Source organism: Nitrobacter winogradskyi, from assembly GCF_006539545.1.
Lineage (GTDB): Bacteria > Pseudomonadota > Alphaproteobacteria > Rhizobiales > Xanthobacteraceae > Nitrobacter > Nitrobacter winogradskyi_A.
This window is the reverse complement of sequence record NZ_BJNF01000085.1, coordinates 14,651-34,274: the sequence shown is the minus strand read 5'-3', so window position 1 is coordinate 34,274 and position 19,624 is coordinate 14,651. Positions and strand designations below refer to the sequence as shown.

At 63.4% G+C, this 19,624-nt stretch carries 19 protein-coding genes; 13 read left to right on the top strand and 6 right to left on the bottom strand.

Features of this window, described 5'->3' with window-relative positions; translation table 11 throughout:
• Positions 1-36 precede the first annotated feature (36 nt).
• Positions 37-528, top strand: coding sequence for a Holliday junction resolvase RuvX (gene ruvX, locus NWI01_RS14795; protein WP_141384744.1), 492 nt, complete (start codon positions 37-39; stop codon positions 526-528).
• On the opposite strand, the gene NWI01_RS14790 is transcribed toward ruvX, so the two are convergent.
• The 3 genes from NWI01_RS14790 to NWI01_RS14785 are packed head-to-tail and all read right to left on the bottom strand — an operon-like array spanning position 529 to position 3,096.
• Positions 529-1,317, bottom strand: coding sequence for a CPBP family intramembrane glutamic endopeptidase (locus NWI01_RS14790; RefSeq protein WP_141384743.1), 789 nt, complete (start codon positions 1,315-1,317; stop codon positions 529-531). It lies immediately after the preceding gene.
• Entirely contained in the window at positions 1,304-1,459 is a 156-nt protein-coding gene (locus NWI01_RS19010) for a hypothetical protein (RefSeq protein ID WP_181410507.1), read from the bottom strand. Before NWI01_RS19010 ends, NWI01_RS14790 begins: the two co-directional genes overlap by 14 nt.
• A complete protein-coding gene (locus tag NWI01_RS14785) occupies positions 1,456-3,096 on the bottom strand; it encodes an acyl-CoA dehydrogenase family protein (protein ID WP_141384742.1) in 1,641 nt (546 codons plus the stop codon). Before NWI01_RS14785 ends, NWI01_RS19010 begins: the two co-directional genes overlap by 4 nt.
• Positions 3,097-3,268: 172 nt before the next feature.
• On the opposite strand from NWI01_RS14785, the gene NWI01_RS14780 reads away from it, so the two are divergent.
• From NWI01_RS14780 to dprA, 4 genes are all read left to right on the top strand, one after another.
• Entirely contained in the window at positions 3,269-4,222 is a 954-nt protein-coding gene (locus NWI01_RS14780; RefSeq protein ID WP_141384741.1) for an aspartate carbamoyltransferase catalytic subunit, read from the top strand.
• Positions 4,223-4,300: 78 nt separating this feature from the next.
• A complete protein-coding gene (locus NWI01_RS14775; RefSeq protein WP_141384740.1) occupies positions 4,301-5,602 on the top strand; it encodes a dihydroorotase in 1,302 nt (433 codons plus the stop codon).
• A gap of 255 nt (positions 5,603-5,857) precedes the next feature.
• Complete coding sequence (gene plsY, locus NWI01_RS14770; protein ID WP_141384739.1) at positions 5,858-6,448, top strand: glycerol-3-phosphate 1-O-acyltransferase PlsY; 591 nt, start codon at positions 5,858-5,860, stop codon at positions 6,446-6,448.
• Between the two features lie 30 nt (positions 6,449-6,478).
• Positions 6,479-7,597, top strand: coding sequence for a DNA-processing protein DprA (dprA, locus tag NWI01_RS14765; RefSeq protein ID WP_141384738.1), 1,119 nt, complete (start codon positions 6,479-6,481; stop codon positions 7,595-7,597).
• Between the two features lie 173 nt (positions 7,598-7,770).
• On the opposite strand, the gene NWI01_RS14755 is transcribed toward dprA, so the two are convergent.
• Complete coding sequence (locus NWI01_RS14755) at positions 7,771-9,063, bottom strand: hypothetical protein (protein WP_141384736.1); 1,293 nt, start codon at positions 9,061-9,063, stop codon at positions 7,771-7,773.
• A 357-nt stretch (positions 9,064-9,420) separates the two neighbouring features.
• Between NWI01_RS14755 and NWI01_RS14750 the strand changes: the two genes are divergently transcribed.
• The 6 genes from NWI01_RS14750 (at position 9,421) to purF (ending at position 17,640) form a co-directional block, all read left to right on the top strand.
• Positions 9,421-10,665, top strand: a complete 1,245-nt coding sequence (locus NWI01_RS14750) for an SAM-dependent methyltransferase (protein WP_181410506.1) — start codon at positions 9,421-9,423, stop codon at positions 10,663-10,665.
• A gap of 276 nt (positions 10,666-10,941) precedes the next feature.
• The gene (locus NWI01_RS14745) at positions 10,942-12,429 is read left to right on the top strand and encodes a replicative DNA helicase (RefSeq protein WP_141384735.1); all 1,488 of its coding nucleotides are present in this window, start codon (positions 10,942-10,944) and stop codon (positions 12,427-12,429) included.
• 68 nt (positions 12,430-12,497) lie between these two features.
• A complete protein-coding gene (gene alr, locus NWI01_RS14740; RefSeq protein ID WP_141384734.1) occupies positions 12,498-13,685 on the top strand; it encodes an alanine racemase in 1,188 nt (395 codons plus the stop codon).
• A gap of 9 nt (positions 13,686-13,694) precedes the next feature.
• Complete coding sequence (gene radA / locus NWI01_RS14735) at positions 13,695-15,146, top strand: DNA repair protein RadA (protein ID WP_141384733.1); 1,452 nt, start codon at positions 13,695-13,697, stop codon at positions 15,144-15,146.
• Positions 15,147-15,433: 287 nt separating this feature from the next.
• Positions 15,434-16,066 carry a CvpA family protein gene (locus tag NWI01_RS14730; protein ID WP_141384732.1) on the top strand — a complete coding sequence of 211 codons (633 nt, stop codon included), beginning with the start codon at positions 15,434-15,436 and terminating at the stop codon, positions 16,064-16,066.
• Positions 16,067-16,125: 59 nt separating this feature from the next.
• A complete protein-coding gene (purF, locus tag NWI01_RS14725) occupies positions 16,126-17,640 on the top strand; it encodes an amidophosphoribosyltransferase (protein ID WP_141384758.1) in 1,515 nt (504 codons plus the stop codon).
• Positions 17,641-17,648: 8 nt separating this feature from the next.
• Here the strand turns inward: purF and NWI01_RS14720 are convergent, their stop codons facing one another.
• Together NWI01_RS14720 and NWI01_RS19005 are read right to left on the bottom strand one after the other, a co-directional pair.
• A complete protein-coding gene (locus NWI01_RS14720; protein WP_141384731.1) occupies positions 17,649-18,287 on the bottom strand; it encodes a class I SAM-dependent DNA methyltransferase in 639 nt (212 codons plus the stop codon).
• 96 nt (positions 18,288-18,383) lie between these two features.
• On the bottom strand, positions 18,384-18,554 hold the full coding sequence (locus NWI01_RS19005; RefSeq protein ID WP_181410505.1) for a hypothetical protein: 171 nt from the start codon (positions 18,552-18,554) through the stop codon (positions 18,384-18,386).
• A gap of 50 nt (positions 18,555-18,604) precedes the next feature.
• Here NWI01_RS19005 and NWI01_RS14710 point away from each other — a divergent pair, with 50 nt between their 5' ends.
• Positions 18,605-19,324, top strand: coding sequence for an SDR family NAD(P)-dependent oxidoreductase (locus NWI01_RS14710; protein WP_141384730.1), 720 nt, complete (start codon positions 18,605-18,607; stop codon positions 19,322-19,324).
• 51 nt (positions 19,325-19,375) lie between these two features.
• A complete protein-coding gene (locus tag NWI01_RS19000) occupies positions 19,376-19,543 on the top strand; it encodes a hypothetical protein (RefSeq protein WP_181410504.1) in 168 nt (55 codons plus the stop codon).
• The last annotated feature ends 81 nt before the right edge of the window (positions 19,544-19,624 follow it).

Genomic DNA, 19,624 nt, shown 5'->3' with positions numbered 1-19,624 from the left:
TTTGCCCGGCCTGTCCCGCGCATGATATGGGGAGCCATGCCTGCATCCGTCCTCCCGCTGGTCGAAGCCGCCGCGCATTGGCCCGCGCGCGGAGCGCTCGTCGGATTGGACCTCGGCACCAAGACCATCGGCGTCGCGGTGTCCGATCCCGATCGCCGCCTCGCCGCCGGCGTCGAAACCATCCGTCGCAAGACGTTCACGTTGGATGCCGCGCGGCTTCTCGCCATTGCAGGCGAACGCCGCGCGGCAGGTTTCATCCTTGGATTGCCGATCAACATGGACGGCAGCGAAGGACCGCGCGCGCAATCGACCCGTGCCTTCGCGCGCAATCTGGCCAGGCTCACCGATTTCGCCATTGGGCTGTGGGACGAGCGGCTTTCGACGGCGGCCGTCGAACGCGAATTGATCGGACTGGACATGAGTCGCGCAAGGCGCGCCAAAGTCATCGACGAACACGCCGCGATCTTTATTCTGCAGGGCGCGCTGGACCGGCTAGCGACGCAGCGGCGAACGTCCGGGCCGGGATGATCACGGCGAACCGGCGAGCCATAACGTTTGCAGCGTCGCCGCGAGGTTGTTGAATCCGTGCAGGATCACGGTCGGCCAGATCGAACTACTGAGATACCGGAGATAACCGAACAGCAATCCGATCGAGAAGATCTGTCCGAAGAAGAACCAGTCGTATTGGAGATGCATCGCGGTCCACACCAGCGATGACAGCACGATCGCCCCGATGGGACGCAGGAAGGACTCCGACCAGCCGCGATACAGGAATCCGCGCGCCAGGAGTTCCTCGCTGACCGGCGCCACGACGCAGAACGAAACCACCAGAAGCCACAGCGCGCCATCGGCGCGGGCCGACTTTGCCACATCGACCATGAAGGCAGGCGAACTTTCGTGTCCCACCGCCTTGGATATCCCCTCCCATCCGGTGACGAGCACGACCATGGCGACAATGCCGAGCAGCAGGTGACGCCAGGAAGCCCGGCGCAGCGCGAGATAATCGGCGAACGGCACCCCCGAGAGCCGGATCGCGATCCACAGCGCGAGCAAGACCGCCGGCAGTCCCGTGACCACCGACAGCGCGACCGTCAGGCCGCTTTCAGCCTGTTCCGCGACCTCGTCCAAACTGAACGGCGCGTCATCAGTGATCACGAAATAAGCAAGCACGGATAGCTGCCCCGCGAACATCGCGGCGAACACCACGAGCCCCCACAGGCTGGTGCCGAGGAATTTCCAGGCTCGCGGGAGGCGCGGTTGCGGAGGCAGTGGCGGCGGCGCCACAGCAGAAGACACGGGCGCTTCAGCGGAAGTCATCGACATTCTTCCCTTTCGTCATGGCCAGCCTTGTGCCGGGTATCCACATCATGCAGCCTCGCAACAGAAAGGCGTGGATGGCCGGGACGAAGCCCGGCCATGATGCCCCATACTCCTTATTGGAATCGTAGTCCGCGCTCACGGCAGTGCTCGCTCAAGCAGATCGCGGCTCTGGGCGGCAGACAGTTCGGCCGTTCCGAACATGCTCCCGTGGGGGTGGCCGAGCCGCGTCGCCGCGAACAGCGCCGCCTGATCCGGCGCGGTCCGGTTGAGCGCCGCGGCTGCGGCCAGTTGCGCCAGCGTTTCCACCGCCTGGCGCGCGGCGCGCTCGCCGTCAGGCCGACGGAAGGTCCCGGCGAGAAAAGCCACCGCTTCCGCCGCACCCGGCAGATCGCTGGTATCCGCCGCGAGATCGTCAAGCACGGCGACGGCGGCCTCCCCGTCGCGGGCCAACACCCGCAGCACGTCGAGGCACATCACATTCCCGGAGCCTTCCCAGATCGCGTTCACCGGCGCCTCGCGATAGTGCCGGGCCAGAATGCCCTCCTCGACATAACCGTTTCCCCCGAGGCACTCCATCGCCTCGTACAGAAGGCCCGGCGCGCTCTTGCAGATCCAATACTTCACGGCGGGCGTCAAAAGCCTCATCCACGCCGCCGCCTTCGGGTCGGACGGTGCTTCATCGAAGGCGCGGCACAGACGCATCACCAGCGCCACCGACGCCTCCACCCGCAACGCCATATCGGCAAGAACCGCCTGCATCAACGGCTGATCGGCCAGACGCTTCTGAAACACGCTGCGATGACGCGCGTGATGCAGCGCATGCGCCAGCCCCGAGCGCATCAGGCCGGCCGAGGCGATGGCGCAATCCTGCCGCGTCAATTGCACCATCTGCAGGATGGCGCGGACGCCCTTGCCTTCTTCACCGACGCGCCGGGCAAAAGCTTCGACGAATTCCACTTCGGAGGAAGCGTTGGAGCGGTTGCCGAGCTTGTCCTTCAGCCGCTGGAGATGAATCGTGTTGACCGATCCGTCCGGGCGGAAGCGCGGCGTGAAGAAGCATGTCAGTCCGCCCTCGGCCTGCGCCAGCACCAGAAACGCGTCGCACATCGGCGCGGACATGAACCATTTGTGGCCGGTGATATGATAGGCGTCGCCATCACGCACGGCGCGGGTCTGGTTGGCGCGCACGTCGGTGCCGCCCTGCTTCTCGGTCATGCCCATGCCGAGCGTCATGCCGCGCTTGGTCCGCCATGGCGCGAACGACGGATCGTAGCTGCGGGTCGCGATCACCGGCATCGTCTCCGCCAGCAGGTTGGGCTGCACCGCAAGCGTCGCCACTGACGCGCGGGTCATGGTGATCGGGCAGAGATGTCCGGTCTCGACCTGCGCGGCCATGTAGAATTTTGCAGCGCGCACCACTTCCGCCGCGCCGGCCGCGGGCCCGCCGTCGGCGGTCCAGGTGGAATTGTGGAGGCCGGCATGAGTGCTGTGCGCCATCAGTTCATGATAGGAGGGATGGAATTCGACCTCGTCGCGCCGGTTGCCGCGCGCATCGAAGATTCGCGGCTTCGGCGGGTTCTCGTTGGCGAGACGTCCGCGCGCGGCCATCGCCGCCGAACCCCAGTGCTTTCCAAACGCCTTCATTTCGTCGCGGGCCGCGGCTCCGCCGTTCGCCGCCACTGCCTCCGCCAGCGGACGGTCGAGCGTGAACAGATCGACATCCTCGAACGGCGGCGACTGGTTGAAGACCTCGTGCGTCCTGAAGGGCTGCGTCATGAACCGCCTCCGCCGGCGATGATATCCATGTGACTTTATGCCCGAACAGCGGCCAGATCACGCCAGCGATCTTGCCATCGTTTACCGTGACCTCCCTTCGGCGGGGGAAAACTTGCCTGCGCGCTGTTCGGCCTTGCCCCCACGGACGAGTGTGCCTATAGCTCTGGCTTTAATGACATCGACAGCCAAATCTAGCTTTGTCCTCGGCCACCGGCATCTGCTGGGCATCGAGGGCCTTTCCGTCGCCGATATTACCGGCCTTCTCGATCTTTCCGAAGAATATGTCGAACTGAACCGCCAGGTGGACAAGAAACGCGCCTCCCTGCGGGGTCTCACCCAGGTCAACCTGTTCTTCGAGGCTTCGACCCGCACCCAGTCATCATTCGAGATCGCCGGCAAGCGGCTCGGCGCCGATGTGATGAATATGTCGGTGTCGTCACTATCGACCCGCAAGGGCGAGACGCTGGTCGATACCGCGATGACGCTCAACGCCATGCATCCGGACATCCTGGTGATGCGCCATTCCGCCTCCGGCGCGGTGGAGCTTCTGGCGCGCAAGGTCGACGGCTCCGTCATCAACGCCGGCGACGGCTCCCACGAACATCCGACCCAGGCGCTGTTGGACGCCCTGACCATCCGCCGCAACAAGGGACGGCTCGACGGACTTCTGGTCGCGATCTGCGGCGACGTTCTCCACTCGCGCGTCGCGCGCTCCAACATCATCCTGCTCAACGCCATGGGCGCGCGCGTCCGCGTCGTCGCGCCCTCCACGCTGTTGCCGCCGGGCATCGAGCGCATGGGCGTCGAGGTCGCCCGCGATATGCGCGAGGGACTGGACGGCGCGGACATCGTGATGATGCTGCGGCTGCAGCGCGAGCGGATGAGCGGCTCGTTCGTGCCGTCGAGCTCCGAGTATTTCCACTATTTCGGCCTCGACCAGAAGAAGCTCGCCTACGCCAAGCCCGACGCGCTGGTCATGCATCCGGGACCAATGAATCGCGGCGTCGAGATTGACTCGATCGTCGCGGACGGCACGCAGTCGCTGATCCGCGAGCAGGTGGAAATGGGCGTGGCGGTGCGGATGGCGGTGCTGGAAGCGCTGGCGAGGAACCTGCCGAATGCGTGAACGCGAGCCCTCCCACCGATTTGCACGGCGAGCATTGTCACGCGCGATGTTAGCGAACAGTTCGCGAAGGTGCCGCATATGCTGAGCGGCCATCGCCCGATCCTGCTCGCCAACGCCCGCATCGTCGATCCCGCGCGCGATCTCGACGGCCCCGGGGACGTACTCATCGCCGATGGAATTATTCGCGATGCGCGGCACGGCATCGGCGCGGCGGGCGCGCCCGAAGGCGCCGACATCATCAACTGCGCCGGCATGATTGTCGCGCCGGGCTTGATCGACATCCGCGCCTTCGTCGGCGAGCCGGGCGCGGGCCATCGCGAAACCTTCGCATCGGCAAGCCGCGCCGCCGCCGCCGGCGGGATCACCACCATTGTCTGCCAGCCTGACACCTCGCCGGTGATCGACAATTCCGCCACCGTCGATTTCGTGCTGCGCCGCGCGCGGGATACCGCGATCGTCAACATTCATCCGATGGCGGCGCTGACCAAGGGTCTTGCCGGCAAGGAGATGACCGAGATCGGCCTCCTGAAGCAGGCCGGCGCGGTCGCCTTCACCGATGGCGCCCGCAGCGTGATGAACGCGCAGGTGATGCGCCGCGCCCTCGCCTATGCCCGCGACTTCGACGCGCTGATCGTCCATCACACCGAGGATGCTCATCTCGTCGGCGACGGCGTCATGAACGAGGGCGAACTGTCCTCCCGTCTCGGATTGACGGGCGTTCCTGCGGCCGCGGAGGCGGTGATGCTGGAGCGCGACATGCGGCTCGTCGGGCTGACCGGCGGCCGCTACCACGCGGCGTCCCTGACCTGCGCGGAATCGCTCGATATCCTGATGCGAGCGCGCGATGCCGGGCTTCCCGTCACCGCATCCGCATCGATCAATCATCTGACGCTGAATGAAAACGATATCGGGCCGTACCGCACGTTTCTGAAATTGTCGCCGCCGTTGCGCGGCGAGGACGACCGCCGCGCGCTGGTCGCGGCGCTGGCGTCGGGCCTGATCGATGTGGTGATGTCCGACCATAACCCGCAGGACGTGGAAACCAAGCGTCTGCCGTTCGCGGAAGCCGCGGCCGGTGCGATTGGGCTGGAGACCATGCTGACGGCCGCGCTGCGGCTCGTGCACAACGCGGAACTGGATTTCATAACGCTGATCCGGGCGATGTCGACGCGGCCCGCGGAACTGCTGGGTTTGCCCGGCGGATCGCTGCGACCGGGCGCGCCCGCCGATGTGATCGTGATCGATCCTGACGTGCCATGGATTCTCGATCCCGCCAATCTCAAATCGCAATGCAAGAATACGCCATTCGACGAATCCCGGTTCTCGGGCCGGGTTGTTCGGACGATCGTCGGCGGACGCACGGTTTTCGAGCACGCCTGACATGACAGGTGTTTCGATCGAAGGAAGGTTCTATCCGCTCGAATAACTATCCGAAAAATCAAAACCATAGGGCCTTCCCCTCCGATGCCGTCGGAAGAAGGCGTGGTCATGGGATGCAATTTTTGAAAGTTTATCGTCCGCATAAATCTTTGCAGCCGAATGTTGATGCCCGCGACGGTGTGAATATCTGCCGTGGCGTGACCATGCCGATCCATGGTTTACATCGACGGCATTTGGCATTCGGAGCCCTTTTCGATGTTCCCTAACGGCCTGATCGCTTTCGTCTTCGGCTACCTGCTTGGCTCCATCCCGTTCGGTATGATCCTGACGCGGATCGCGGGCACACAGGATTTGCGCTCGATCGGTTCGGGCAATATCGGCGCGACCAACGTTCTTCGCACCGGGCGCAGGGGGCTCGCGGCGGCGACGCTTCTGGGCGATATGCTGAAAGGCACGGCCGCCGTCGTGATCGCATTGCTCCTCTCCGGACCGGGCGCGGCGATGGCCGCGACGCTTGGAGCGTTCCTTGGCCATCTGTTTCCGGTGTGGCTCAAGTTCCGCGGCGGTAAGGGCGTTGCGACATATATCGGCGTACTGCTCGGCCTTTTCTGGCCCGCGGCGCTCGCCTTTTGCGCGATCTGGCTGCTCGTCGCCTTCACGACGCGCTACTCATCTCTGTCGGCTCTGCTCGCCAGCCTCACCACGCCATTATTGTTATGGGGCTTCGGGCATCCACAATTCGCGCTGCTGTTCGCAGTGCTGACGACGCTTCTCTGGTTCAAGCACCGCGAGAATATCACCCGCCTTATCGCTGGCAGTGAAGGCAGGATCGGCGCGAAAGCGTAAGCCGCGTCGGTATCCGGCTAAGAGGACAGCGTGAATATCCGGAATCCAGACAGGCGGCTGAGCGAAGCGCAGCGGATCGATTGGCTGCGGCTGATCCGGTCCGATAACGTCGGGCCGCGGACCTTTCGTTCGCTCGTGAACCATTTCGGCAGCGCCAGCGAGGCGCTTATCCGGCTGCCCGATCTGGCGCGGCGTGGCGGCGCTTCCCGTCCCAGCCGGCTTTGCACGGAAGCAGACGCGCGGAACGAACTGGCAGCCTCGCGGCGCATCGGCGTCAGCCTGCTGGCGCCGGGAGAGGCCGGCTACCCCCCGCACCTTGCAACGATCGACGATGCACCACCGCTGCTGGGCGTGCGCGGCAACCTCGACGTCATGGAGCGTCCCATGATCGCCATCGTCGGTTCACGCAACGCATCCGGCGCCGGTCACAAGTTCGCGCAAACGCTGGCGCATGATCTCGGGGACGCCGGTTTTGTCATCATATCGGGGCTGGCGCGCGGCATCGATCAGGCGGCGCATCGCGCGAGCGTAGCGCGCGGGACCGTCGCGGTGCTTGCCGGTGGCCACGACCGCATCTATCCACTGGAACATGAGGATCTTCTGGCAGCCGTATTGGAAGGCGGCGGCGCGATTTCTGAAATGCCGATGGGGCATGTTCCGCGTGCCCGCGATTTCCCGCGGCGCAACCGCCTGATCTCCGGCGCCGCGATCGGCGTCGTCGTGGTCGAGGCAGCGCATCGGTCCGGCTCTCTGATCACCGCCCGCATGGCCGCCGAGCAGGGCCGCGAGGTTTTCGCCGTGCCGGGCTCGCCGCTCGATCCGCGCGCCGCCGGCACCAACGATCTCATCAAGCAGGGCGCGACACTGATCACCGAAGCAGCCGACGTCATCAATGCTGTCCGGCCGATCATAAGACGGCCGGTTGATCTGCCCGCTGAAGAACCGGAGCCCAGTGAGCCCTGGACCGAAGAGCCCGCCGCAGGCGACCGTGCGCGGATAATCGCCTTGCTGGGTCCGGCGCCGGTCGGACTCGACGATCTGATTCGGATGGCGAATGCCCCGCCTGCCGTCGTGCGCACGGTCCTGCTTGAACTGGAACTGGCCGGACGGCTGGAGCGCCATGGCGGCGGCCTGATATCGATGATGTGACCGCGATCTCGCGGCCTGTCCGCTCGGATTCGAAGTTGCAGCGATCAAGCAGAGCGTTTTCAAGCGAAGTGGACACCGGTTCGCGTGAAGAAAACGCGTCAAATCAAAATCATAGAGCCCTTTCGCTTCTGATTACATCAGAAGCGAAAGGGCTCTATAGCGCTTCGAAAGCGCTACCGGTCGGGAGCCGGTGGCGGCGCGGACGACGAAGCGGCGGGCTCCGCAGACGGCGAGGCATTGCCTTCGCCGACCTTTGGTGAGGGCGTGACCGCTGGAACGGGATCGGCACGCAGCGGCACCGCTTTCGGTTCGCCGGAGGTTGGAGCATCGGCCGGGATGCTGTCGGGTTTGCCGCTCTCCGCCGCACTGGACTTTCCGGCTTCTGATTTATCAGCGGCAGGCTTGCCATCGGCTCCGTCTTTGCCAAGGTCGGGCTTGTCATTCGCGGAGGGAGCAGGATCAGGTTTCGGCGCGGGCGTCACCGCTGGAACGGGATCGGCCCGCAACGGCACAGCTTTCGGCTCACCGGAAGTCGCGGCATCGGCCGGGGCGCCGTCGGGCTTGCCGCTTCCCGCCGCACTGGATTGTCCGGCTTCAGATTTGTCGACGTCAAGTTTGCCGGCTGTTCCGTCTTTGCCGGCGCCAGCCTTGTCATGAGAGGATGGAACGGAATCAGGTTTCGGCTCGTCCGAACCGACCGCCTTCGGATTCGCGGCCTGCTCCGAAGCAGGCTGCTTCCCACCGGCCTCGTCCTTGGCGGATTCCTTCTTTGGCGCTTCGTCCTTCGCGGTCTTGTCTTCGGCCGCATCTTCCCCGGCGGGCTCCGGTTTTGAAGCCGCTCCCCTGGAGGTTTTCTCCTGAACCGCTTCTTCGCTGACGGCTTCGTTTTCCTTAGGCGGCGTCGCGCCGGACGGTTCGGTCTTCGCCGTCTCGGGCTTCACAGCAGCATCGGAAGGAGACGCGCCCTGCCCCGCGGCACCGGCTTTCGCCGCCTCTTCCGGGCTCTGCTTGCCGGGCTTTCTCTTGTTTGCGGGCGTCCGCCGGTCCTTGCCCACCTGAGCCTCATTCTGCTGCGCGGCAGACTCAGGAGGCTGTGCCGGCTGCGGAAGCGGTTTCCGGCCTTGCCGTTCCATCTGTCTCGGTTCGGTTCTCAGATCACCCGGATGTGACTTCGGCGGCTCGACGCGCCGCCGCTGATCGGTCGCGCCGTTGGAGATCAAATAAGCGCTCAACATCCCGGCCATGTCGGGACCGGTGGTGTAATGCTGACGCAAAAAACCTGGCAGCGATCCGGGCGGCACGGTCCTGAGTAGTCCCCTGGCCCCTTTGTGGCAGGCTGCGCAGTTCCCTGAGAACATCTGAGGAGCCGATTTTCCCGCATCGAGATTCTTCGCTCCCGCATCACCTGCCGCAAAAACGACGGTCACGAGCATCACCGTCGCTAAGCTGAGCGCTCGGCTCGACATTCTCATCCTCCGGGTGCGGAAACTGCGCTTCCATCGCAGCGGCCACGTTTTAGCTCATTACGCCGCGAATGGAAGCGCCGAGATGGACGCAAAGGACACCGCGTCTTCATTTCGGATATCGGCGTTGCGGTCCGAGCACTGGTGAACCGGACCATACGACACTACATTCTCATGGAACTTGGACACCATTCCCGGAGTTACGGCGGCCAGAGTCTGCTTCAACTGCGTTGAATCCGATTCAACAGCGTTGAACCAGACTCGTCGCTTAACTTTTTGTTTGAGCATGATCCTATCCGACCGGTTTCCACTTTTCGGGATCATGCTCTAGCGCGCGTCCTCGTGTTGATGGTGGTTTCGATGGACCGTGTATTACGGTTTTTTCTGAACCAGTTTGTCCGGCGCGGCTCGATCACATTCGTAACCGCGAGCGGCCTGACCTTTACCTGCGGCGACGGCACCGGCGAACCCGTTCGCGTGCGGCTGACGACGAGCGAAGTCGCGCGCCAGCTTCTGCTCGATCCTGAAATGTCCTTCGGCGAGGCTTATACCGACGGCACGTTGCTGATTGAACGGGGATCGATCGCTGATCTCCTGACGGTAATCCTTGACCAGCCCGACGTCATGCCCCGCTGGGGGAAGTTGCAGTGGTGGCTCCGCTATCTCGTCCGCAATATCCAGCAGTTCAACCCACGCGGGCGGTCAAGAAATAATGTCGCGCGCCATTATGACCTCGACGGCAGGCTCTATTCGCTGTTCCTGGATGCGGACAAGCAATACAGTTGCGCGTATTTTGAAACCCCCGACATGACGCTGGACGACGCCCAGCTTGGAAAGAAACGGCATATCGTCGCCAAGCTGCTGCTCGAACGCGGTCACAGCGTTCTTGATATCGGTTCAGGCTGGGGCGGCCTCGGCCTGTATCTTGCGGAAATGACCGGCGCCAACGTCACCGGCATTACGCTGTCAACCGAACAGTTTCAGGTGTCCAACGCCCGCGCGGTGGAGAAAAAACTGACGCGGTCGGCGAAGTTTCTGCTTCAGGATTATCGCGACATCCCCGGACCGTTCGATCGCATCGTATCTGTCGGAATGTTCGAGCACGTCGGCGTCGACCACTACGATACTTTTTTCAAGCGTTGCGCCGGGCTGCTCGAACCCGATGGCGTCATGCTGCTGCATTCGATCGGCCGTTCGGAAGGTCCGGGCATCACCAATCCCTGGATCGCGAAATATATCTTCCCCGGCGGCTACATTCCCGCGCTGTCGGAAGTCCTGCCGGCCATCGAGAGCGCCGGGCTGCTGGTCTGCGACATCGAAGTCCTGCGTCTGCACTATGCAGAGACGCTGAAGGCATGGCGCGAGCGCTTCATGGCGCGACGCGAGGAAGCGGTGCGGCTATATGACGAGCGGTTCGCGCGGATGTGGGAATTCTATCTGGCGGCATCGGAAATGTCGTTTCGGAAACAGAATCTGATGAATTTCCAGATTCAGATCACGAAACGGCAAGGCATCGTGCCGATAACGCGCGACTACATCCAGCGCGGGGAGGCAAAGCTGCGCGGTCTGGAGCAAAAGCACCGGCCACGGCTTCAAATCGCGTGAGAATGATGCATGATCAACAGCAGCTTATGCTTCGTGCATCGCGGCTCGACGATGAGTCGCAGAGAAGGTTCAGCCGGCAGTCAAGTTCGTTGCGTTAGCGACTCGAGTTTCATTTAAGGTCATGTGGGAATCGGGCATAAGGGGCATGACCTTGCTTCCGCCGTCCACCGGAGCGGCGCTTTATGCGGGGCCCGTATCCCACAAATAGCGGGGCTCGTATCCCGCAAATATAGCGGGGCCCATCCCGCAAAGAATAAAGGTCAGAATCCGAAAGCCATGGCTGATTCGAACATCCTGAAGCTTGCGCCTGATGCGACGCCAGCCTATCGCACCCCGCCGCATAATCTCGAAGCGGAGCGCGACCTTCTCGGCGCGATTCTCGTCAACAACGACGCATTCTACAGGGTGTCCGATTTCCTCGACCCGAAGCACTTCTTCTACCCGGTGCATCGGACCATCTTCGAGACCGCGGGTAGCCTGATCCGCAGCGGCAAGATCGCAACGCCCGTGACGGTCAAGACCTTCATTCCCGCTGACACCGACATCGGCGGAATGACCGCAAGCCAGTACCTCGCCCGTCTGGCGGCGGAAGCCACCACGATCATCAACGCCCTGCATTACGGACGCACGATCTATGAGCAGGCGCTGCGCCGGGACCTGATTCACATCGGCGAGGACATGGTCAACGTCGCCTATGACGCGCCGGTTGATTTCGCGCCGAAGGCGCAGATTGAGGATGCCGAGCGCCGGCTCTACGAACTCGCCGAATCCGGCGGCTATGAAGGCGGCTTCCAGAAATTTTCCCAGGCGATGAAGACCGCGCTCGACATGGCGGCCAACGCCTATCGCCGCGACGGGAAACTGTCCGGCATCGCGACGGGGCTGCGTGACCTCGACTCGCGAATGGGAGGGTTGCAGCCGTCCGATCTGATCATCGTGGCGGGACGGCCGGGCATGGGCAAGACGGCGCTCGCCACCAACATCGCCTACAATATCGCCAAAGCCTATCAGGCGGAGCTTCAGCCCGACGGCACGATGAAGACCGTCAATGGCGGAATCGTGGGATTCTTCTCCTGCGAAATGTCGGCAGAGCAACTGGCGACGCGTATTCTCGCCGAGCAGACCAGCATCGCTTCCAGCAATATCCGGCGCGGCGGCATCACCGAAAGCGACTTCGAGAAGATCCGCGATCACACCATCGAGCTGGAGCACCTGCCGCTTTTCGTCGACGAGACGGGCGGCCTGTCGATTTCGCAGTTGACGGCGCGCGCGCGTCGCCTGAAGCGCCAGAAGGGGCTCGACGTGCTGATCGTCGACTACATCCAGCTTCTGCTGGGCAGCGGCAAGCGCAGCGACAACCGCGTGCAGGAAGTCACCGAGATCACAACCAGCCTGAAAGCGCTGGCGAAAGAACTGAACGTTCCGATCCTCGCGCTGTCGCAACTGTCGCGTCAGGTCGAAAGCCGTGACGACAAGCGCCCGCAACTTTCAGACCTTCGCGAATCCGGTTCGATCGAGCAGGACGCCGATGTCGTGATGTTCGTCTTCCGCGAGGAATACTACCTCCAGAACAAGGAGCCGCGCGCGGGCACCCCGGAGCACGAGAAATGGCAGCTCGATATGTCGCTGGTGCACGGCAAGGCGGAGGTCATCATCGGCAAGCAGCGACATGGACCCACCGGCACCGTCGAGCTGCAGTTCGAGGGGCAGTTCACGCGCTTCAGCGATCTCGCACATGAAGGTCACCTGCCCGAGCGGATCTAGCCTTACAGACCTTCCAGACCGACCGCTCGCGCGGTTGAACCGCCGTGCGGCCGGGCGTAGCATGCGGCATGAATCTCATGCCCGATTCTAAAGTAAGAGGCGTGCCGGCCGATACCGGCGCGGCGACTGCGGCAGCCGCGGCAACCGGCACCCTCACGGTCGATCTCGACGCCATCGTCGCCAACTGGCGCAAGCTGGAGAAAACCGCCGTGCCCGCCGAATGCGCGGGGGTGGTCAAGGCTGACGCTTACGGCTGTGGCGCCCGGCCCGTGGCGCGCGCGCTGAGCGCTGCCGGATGCAGGACGTTTTTCGTCGCCACGCTCGATGAGGCGCGGGTGGTTCGCGCCGCCGCTTCCACCGCCGACATCTATGTGCTGGATGGCTTCTTCCAGAATTGCGGTGACGCCTTCGCGACAATCAATTGCCGGCCGGTAATCGGCGATCTCAATGAACTTGCGGAATGGGACGTGTTTTGCCGGCGCACCGGCTGGGCGGGTGGCGCGGCCATTCACATCGACACCGGAATGAACCGCCTGGGTCTCACCCTGGATGAGGCGCAAGGCATCCTTCCAAGAATCAATGCCGGCGATCATGGTGTCACGCTGGTGATGAGTCACCTGGCGTGTGCGGAAAGCCTCCACCATCCGCTCAATGCCAGTCAGGTCGCGGCGTTTCGTGAGATCGCCAGGCAGTTTTCCGGGGTTCCGGCCTCATTGGCGAACTCGTCCGGCATTTTTCTCGGGGCCCAGTATCAGTTCGACCTGGTGCGTCCGGGCGCCGCGCTCTATGGCGTCAACCCCACGCCGGAAGCGGGCAATCCGATGCAGCCGGTGATCGACTTGAAGGCCCGGATCATCCAGACCCGCTCGATCGACAAAGGCGAAAGCGTCGGCTACGGCGCAACCTGGACCGCGCGGCGGCCGACCCGGCTTGCCGTCGTCTCGGCGGGATACGCCGACGGCTATTTCCGCGCCGGCGGCAGCAATGACGGCACGCGCGGAGCCGAGGTCGTTGTCGCTGGAACGCGATGTCCGGTGGCGGGCCGGATTTCCATGGACCTGCTGGCGGTCGACATCACCGATCTGCCAGCCCACGCCGGAGTCCGGCGTGGTCATCTGGCGACGCTGATTGGCGAAGGCATCACCGTGGACGAACTCGCTCACCATTTCGGCACCATTGGTTATGAGGTGCTGACCAGCCTCGGCGGCCGCTACCACCGAGTCTATAAAGGCGGCCCGGCCGAGTCCCGAACCTGACACCGATCAATGGCTAAATCCGCCCTCTCCTTCGTCTGCCAGAACTGCGGCGCGGCCTATAACCGCTGGCAGGGCAAGTGCGACGGCTGCGGCGAATGGAATACGCTGGCCGAGGAGGATATCACCGGTGCGACGACGATGCCGGTCAGCGTGCGTTCCAGGCGCAAGGGCCGGCTGTTCACGCTGGAGACGCTGACGGGCAAGACGCAGGACGCGCCACGCCTCTCCTCCGGCATGGCCGAACTCGATCGCGTGACTGGCGGCGGCTTTGTGCGCGGCTCCGTCCTTCTGGTCGGCGGCGATCCGGGAATCGGCAAATCGACCCTCCTTACGCAGGCGACGAGCCTTTTGGCGCGCGCCGGCCATCGCGCGGTCTACATTTCCGGCGAGGAGGCGGTCGCGCAGGTGCGGTTGCGCGCCGAACGCCTCGGGCTTGCCGACGCGCCGGTGCAACTGGCGGCGGAAACCTCGGTTGAGGATATCGTCGCCACCCTGTCCGAAGGCACGGTGCCGCGTCTCGTGGTGATCGACTCGATCCAGACCATGTGGACCGACACGGTGGAATCCGCGCCGGGAACGGTCACGCAGGTTCGCGCCTCGGCGCAGGCGCTCATACGCTTCGCCAAAAAATCCGGAGCGGCTCTGATCCTGGTGGGCCATGTCACCAAGGACGGCCAGATCGCCGGTCCACGCGTGGTCGAGCACATGGTCGACGCGGTGTTGTCGTTCGAAGGCGAAGGCTCGCAGCAGTTTCGCATTCTGCGCGCGGTGAAGAACCGGTTCGGTCCCACCGACGAGATCGGCGTCTTCGAGATGACGGGACTGGGCCTGCGCGAGGTCTCCAACCCGTCCGAACTGTTCCTGTCGGAGCGCGATCTCGGCAGTCCGGGCACGGCGGTCTTCGCGGGCATCGAGGGCACCCGGCCGGTGCTGGTGGAATTACAGGCGCTGGTGGCGCCGACCTCGCTCGGAACGCCGCGACGCGCCGTCGTCGGCTGGGATTCGAGCCGGCTGTCCATGGTGCTGGCGGTTCTCGAAGCGCATTGCGGGGTCAAGCTTTCGGGGCACGACGTTTATTTCAATGTGGCGGGCGGTCTGCGCATCAACGAGCCGGCCGCCGATCTTGCCGCGGCCGCGGCGCTGGTGTCATCGCTGACAAACGCCCAGCTCCCGACCGACGCGGTCTATTTCGGCGAGATTTCGCTATCCGGCGCGGTCAGGCCGGTGGCGCAAACCTCGGCGCGGCTCAAGGAAGCCGCCAAGCTCGGATTCGGACGTGCCGTGCTGCCGGAATCGGCCCGCGGAGATATCGGCAGCGATGCCGGTCTTTCCCTCGATACCGTCGCCGGATTGACCACGCTGGTGGCGGATATCGCCGCGCGCGGGCAAGTCCGTCCCGGCAAACGCGCAGACCCGGAGAAAAATGCCACACCCGGCCAAAACCGTCGTCAAGGAGGCTAAAGCGGCGTGACGTTGCGGCCTGCCGCCGCTATACATCCCGCGCCGGCCGCAAGGCCGATGCAAGGCTGGAGCATGATCCCCGAAAAGTGGAAACCGGTTTTCGGAAAAGATCATGCTCAAATAGTAAAGATAGACGACGAGTCTGAATTCAACGCGGTTGAAACAGACTCTAATGATCGTGTTATGCGAATACGTCCCTCCGGACGTGCCGCATGATAGTCTGCCCCGGCAGGCGATCGAACGACGATTCGCGGTTTTCGAGATTTACGAGCGGACCTGACCAGCCGATGCCGATAACAATCCTCGACCTCGTTCTGCTCGGCGTGATGCTGATTTCGGGCCTGCTGGCGATGATTCGCGGCTTCATGCGCGAAATCCTGTCGATCGCCTCATGGGGCATCGCCGCGCTGGCCACCCTTTACTCCTTCCAGAAGCTTCTGCCGTTCGCGAAGAATTATTTCAACAACGACACGATCGCGGCAGCGGCCGTGATCGGCGGCGTTTTCATCGGCACCCTGATCGTCATTTCGATCCTTACGACACGCATTTCGGACATGGTTCTCGATTCGAGGATCGGCGCGCTCGACCGCACCCTTGGTTTCCTGTTCGGGCTTGCGCGGGGGCTGCTCATCGTCGTCGTCGCTTTCCTGTTCTTCACCTGGCTGGTTCCGGACAAGCAGCGGCCGGACTGGGTCACGGGCGCGAAATCGCTCACGATGCTCAATTCCACCGGCACCTGGCTACAGTCGCTCTTGCCGGACGATCCAGAGAACACCATCTTAAACAAGCTCAAGAAGAATAAGCCCGAAGTGGAGCAACCGGATTCAGAACCTGCTGAGTCTCCGGGCTCCGATGGCTATTCCAAACCTGCCCGAGACAGCCTGCAAAAACTGATCGACGGCAAACCGGCGGAACATTAGTTGGGAGCGCGGACTTGACGTTCACGACTTACTCAGGTGCCGTCGAAAAGCGAGGCGCAATGGACTGTCAGCAGAGTCTTTCCAGCGACGCTTCCCCCAACGATCCCGAGACTGATTTCGATCTTGACGGCGACACGCTGCGCGAGGAGTGCGGCGTGTTCGGCATTTTTGGCCATCCGGAAGCCGCGGCGATCACCGCGCTCGGCCTTCATGCTCTCCAGCACCGCGGCCAGGAAGCGGCCGGAATCGTGACCTTCGACGGCCACCGCTTCCATTCCGAACGCCGGCTCGGACTTGTCGGCGATGCCTTCTCCCGCCGCGAGGTGATCGAGCGTCTTCCCGGCAGCGCCGCTGTCGGCCACACCCGCTACTCCACCACCGGCGGCACCATCCTGCGCAACGTGCAGCCGCTGTTCGCCGAACTCCACGCCGGCGGCTTCGCCGTCGCCCACAACGGCAACCTCACCAACGGACTGACGCTGCGCCGCGAACTGGTAGGCCGCGGCGCCTTGATGCAATCGACCTCCGATACCGAGGCCATCCTGCATCTGGTCGCGCAGTCGAGGCGCGGCCGCTTCATCGAGCGCTATATCGAAGCGCTCCGGGCCATTGAGGGCGCCTATGCGCTGGTGTCGCTGACCAACAAGAAGCTGGTTGGAGCGCGCGATCCGCGAGGCATCCGTCCGCTCGTGCTCGGCGAACTCGACGGTTGCCCGATCCTTGCCTCGGAAACCTGTGCGCTCGACATCATCGGCGCCAAGTATGTCCGTGACATCGAACCGGGCGAAGTCATCGTGTTTCACCGCAAGGATGACGTTATTCAAACCGAGATTCACAAGCCCTTTCCTCCGATGCCGCCCAGGCCGTGCATCTTCGAATACATCTATTTTTCACGGCCGGATTCGATCGTCGCAGGCCGTTCGGTCTATGAAGTCCGCAAGGCGTTCGGCGCGCAACTGGCCCGCGAAAGTCATGTCGATGTCGATGTCGTCGTGCCGGTACCTGATTCCGGCGTGCCTGCCGCCCTTGGCTACAGTCGTTTCTCCGGGGTGCCCTACGAACTCGGCATCATCAGAAACCATTATGTCGGCCGCACATTCATCCAGCCGGCGCAAAGCGTTCGCGAACTCGGCGTCCGGATGAAGCATTCCGCCAACCGCGCAGCGATCGCCGGCAAACGCATCATCCTGATCGACGACTCACTGGTGCGCGGCACGACTTCGAGAAAGATCGTCCGTATGATGCGCGATGCCGGGGCTACGGAGGTGCATTTCCGCCTCGCCTCGCCTCCGATCATTCATCCCGATTACTACGGCATCGACCTGCCCGACCGGAACGGACTGTTGGCCGCGACCCACAGCCTCGAAGAGATGCGTGAGATGATCGGCGCGGATTCGCTGGCCTTCCTCTCCATCGACGGCATGTACCGCGCCATGGGCGAACCCGGGCGCGATCCGGCCAACCCGAAATACGCCGACCACTGCTTCACGGGCGCTTATCCGACCAGCCTTACCGACCATACCGACATCGAACCGCAGCCGCATCAATTGTCGCTGCTCGCGGAAGCAAGCTGACCCTCGCGCTAGCAAGCAACAGGACCGCTAGCAGCAGGACCGCTTCCATCTGACCGCGCCAGCCATACGGTGTGGCCACCGCATATTGCGTCTTCCGCAATGTGGTCGACGACATCAAATCGGTGGGCACGCAGCAACGCCCGATATTCGTCGGGATCGAGACTCGCGTGGTACAGTGCCTCGCCCTGATATGACCCGATCGCCTCGCCCGCACGCGGGCCGCTGGTGAACATCAGCGCGCATCCTTCCGCCGCATGCGCGGCAAAGACCGCAAACATCGCCCGTTGATCGGCTTGTGTAAGATGGAAAAAGCTGTCCCACGCAAGAATGCCGCCGAACCGACGGCGGAGGACGAGGCTCCGCATATCGGCAACCACCCACGATTGCGCCGGAAAGCGCTCACGGCAGATTGCGATCATCGTTTCTGCCGAATCGATACCGGTGATGTTGTGTCCGGCCTCGATGAGCGCGCGCGCAATCGGCTCGCCTGATCCGCAACCGATGTCGAGGATGGCCGCTCTTGGGCCGGCGACCGTGCGAAACCGATCAAGCCAGCCGCGTTCGAACAGGCTCCTGCCGCGCTCGCGATCGAAGGTCCGCGCGTGCCGTTCGTAGAGATCGATAATCCATTCCGAGGACTCATTCACCAACAGAACCTCCAGCCTATAGCGTTTTCGAGCGAAGTGTGCCGGTTCGCGTGAAGAAAACGCGTCAAAACAAGATCATAGAGCCTCGCTTCTGATTCAATCAGAAGCGGAAAGGCTCTGGAGCGGCTGGACCATGAAGGCCGAGGCATTGCTGTAACCGCTTGTCGAACGCAATCTCGTGGAAGCCGCGATTGCCGAGACCTGCGGCAGGTCGGCCGGCGACATCGACCGCCATTGGGCTTTGGCCTCGGCGGATAATTCAGGCATAAGGCGCAAACCTCCGTTCTCGTCACCCCTAGCACGAAGCACCCCCTGTCATGACAAAACCGCTCACTTCCCGCATCGCGCTCGTGACCGGAGCTTCGCGCGGAATCGGCTACGCCACCGCGCGCGCGCTGGCAAAAGCCGGCGCGCATGTGATCGCCGTGGCTCGCACGCAGGGCGGACTCGAAGAGCTTGACGACGACATCCGCAACGACGGCGGCAGCGCGACGCTGGTGCCGCTCAATCTCACCGACTTCGACGGGATCGCCCGGCTCGGCGCCGCATTGAACGAGCGCCACGGCAAGCTCGATATTCTCGTCGGCAACGCCGGCATCGCCGGTCCTTCCTCGCCGCTCGGACACATCGAACTGAAGCCATGGCAGGACGTGATGGCGATCAACGTCACCGCGAATTTTCAGTTGATCCGCTGCATGGAGCCGTTGCTGCGGCAGTCGGACGCCGGACGCGCGGTGTTCGTCACCTCCGGCGCCGCCGGCAAGGCCAATGCCTATCGCGGGCCCTACGCAGCCTCGAAAGCCGCGCTGGATACGCTCGTGCGATGCTGGGCGAACGAAACCGCGACGACCGGAATCCGGGTCAACCTGTTCGATCCGGGGCCGGTCCGGACCCGGCTGCGCGCCATCGTGTTCCCGGGCGAGGATCCCATGACGCTGGACACGCCTGAACAGATTGCCGAACTCATCATCCCGATGTGCCTGCCCTCCTGGAGCGAGACCGGAAACCTATACGATCTCAAGAGTCGCGATGCGTGATGCGGGAACCTTTCTGGAGATGGATGGTTTCGATCGGATCAGGAGTTGACGATGCAAGCCATTGTGGAACGCGTGATCCGCGCTCTTGCTTTCAAGAAGCCGCCATTCACGAAAAACCTCAGCGGTGATCGCCGAACTCCGGCCGAACTGGCCGCAGACCTGCTGGTGAACTACAGAACCCAGCTCATGCAGCGTGCGCGGCCTCCTCAAAGTCGCTGACCGGCATCGATCCAAGTCTTACATTCAAGTCTCCACATTCACGTCCGCACACCGAGGCTGCCATCCCAGTCCGCGCCGTGC

Coding starts and splice junctions, on each gene's coding strand:
- ruvX (WP_141384744.1), top strand. CDS start 37: ATGCCTGCATCCGTCCTCCCGCTGGTCGAAGCCGCCGCGCATTGGCCC.
- NWI01_RS14790 (WP_141384743.1), bottom strand. CDS start 1,317: ATGACTTCCGCTGAAGCGCCCGTGTCTTCTGCTGTGGCGCCGCCGCCA.
- NWI01_RS14785 (WP_141384742.1), bottom strand. CDS start 3,096: ATGACGCAGCCCTTCAGGACGCACGAGGTCTTCAACCAGTCGCCGCCG.
- NWI01_RS14780 (WP_141384741.1), top strand. CDS start 3,269: ATGACATCGACAGCCAAATCTAGCTTTGTCCTCGGCCACCGGCATCTG.
- NWI01_RS14775 (WP_141384740.1), top strand. CDS start 4,301: ATGCTGAGCGGCCATCGCCCGATCCTGCTCGCCAACGCCCGCATCGTC.
- plsY (WP_141384739.1), top strand. CDS start 5,858: ATGTTCCCTAACGGCCTGATCGCTTTCGTCTTCGGCTACCTGCTTGGC.
- NWI01_RS14755 (WP_141384736.1), bottom strand. CDS start 9,063: ATGTCGAGCCGAGCGCTCAGCTTAGCGACGGTGATGCTCGTGACCGTC.
- NWI01_RS14750 (WP_181410506.1), top strand. CDS start 9,421: ATGGACCGTGTATTACGGTTTTTTCTGAACCAGTTTGTCCGGCGCGGC.
- NWI01_RS14745 (WP_141384735.1), top strand. CDS start 10,942: ATGGCTGATTCGAACATCCTGAAGCTTGCGCCTGATGCGACGCCAGCC.
- alr (WP_141384734.1), top strand. CDS start 12,498: ATGAATCTCATGCCCGATTCTAAAGTAAGAGGCGTGCCGGCCGATACC.
- radA (WP_141384733.1), top strand. CDS start 13,695: ATGGCTAAATCCGCCCTCTCCTTCGTCTGCCAGAACTGCGGCGCGGCC.
- NWI01_RS14730 (WP_141384732.1), top strand. CDS start 15,434: ATGCCGATAACAATCCTCGACCTCGTTCTGCTCGGCGTGATGCTGATT.
- purF (WP_141384758.1), top strand. CDS start 16,126: ATGGACTGTCAGCAGAGTCTTTCCAGCGACGCTTCCCCCAACGATCCC.
- NWI01_RS19005 (WP_181410505.1), bottom strand. CDS start 18,554: ATGCCTGAATTATCCGCCGAGGCCAAAGCCCAATGGCGGTCGATGTCG.
- NWI01_RS14710 (WP_141384730.1), top strand. CDS start 18,605: ATGACAAAACCGCTCACTTCCCGCATCGCGCTCGTGACCGGAGCTTCG.
- NWI01_RS19000 (WP_181410504.1), top strand. CDS start 19,376: ATGCAAGCCATTGTGGAACGCGTGATCCGCGCTCTTGCTTTCAAGAAG.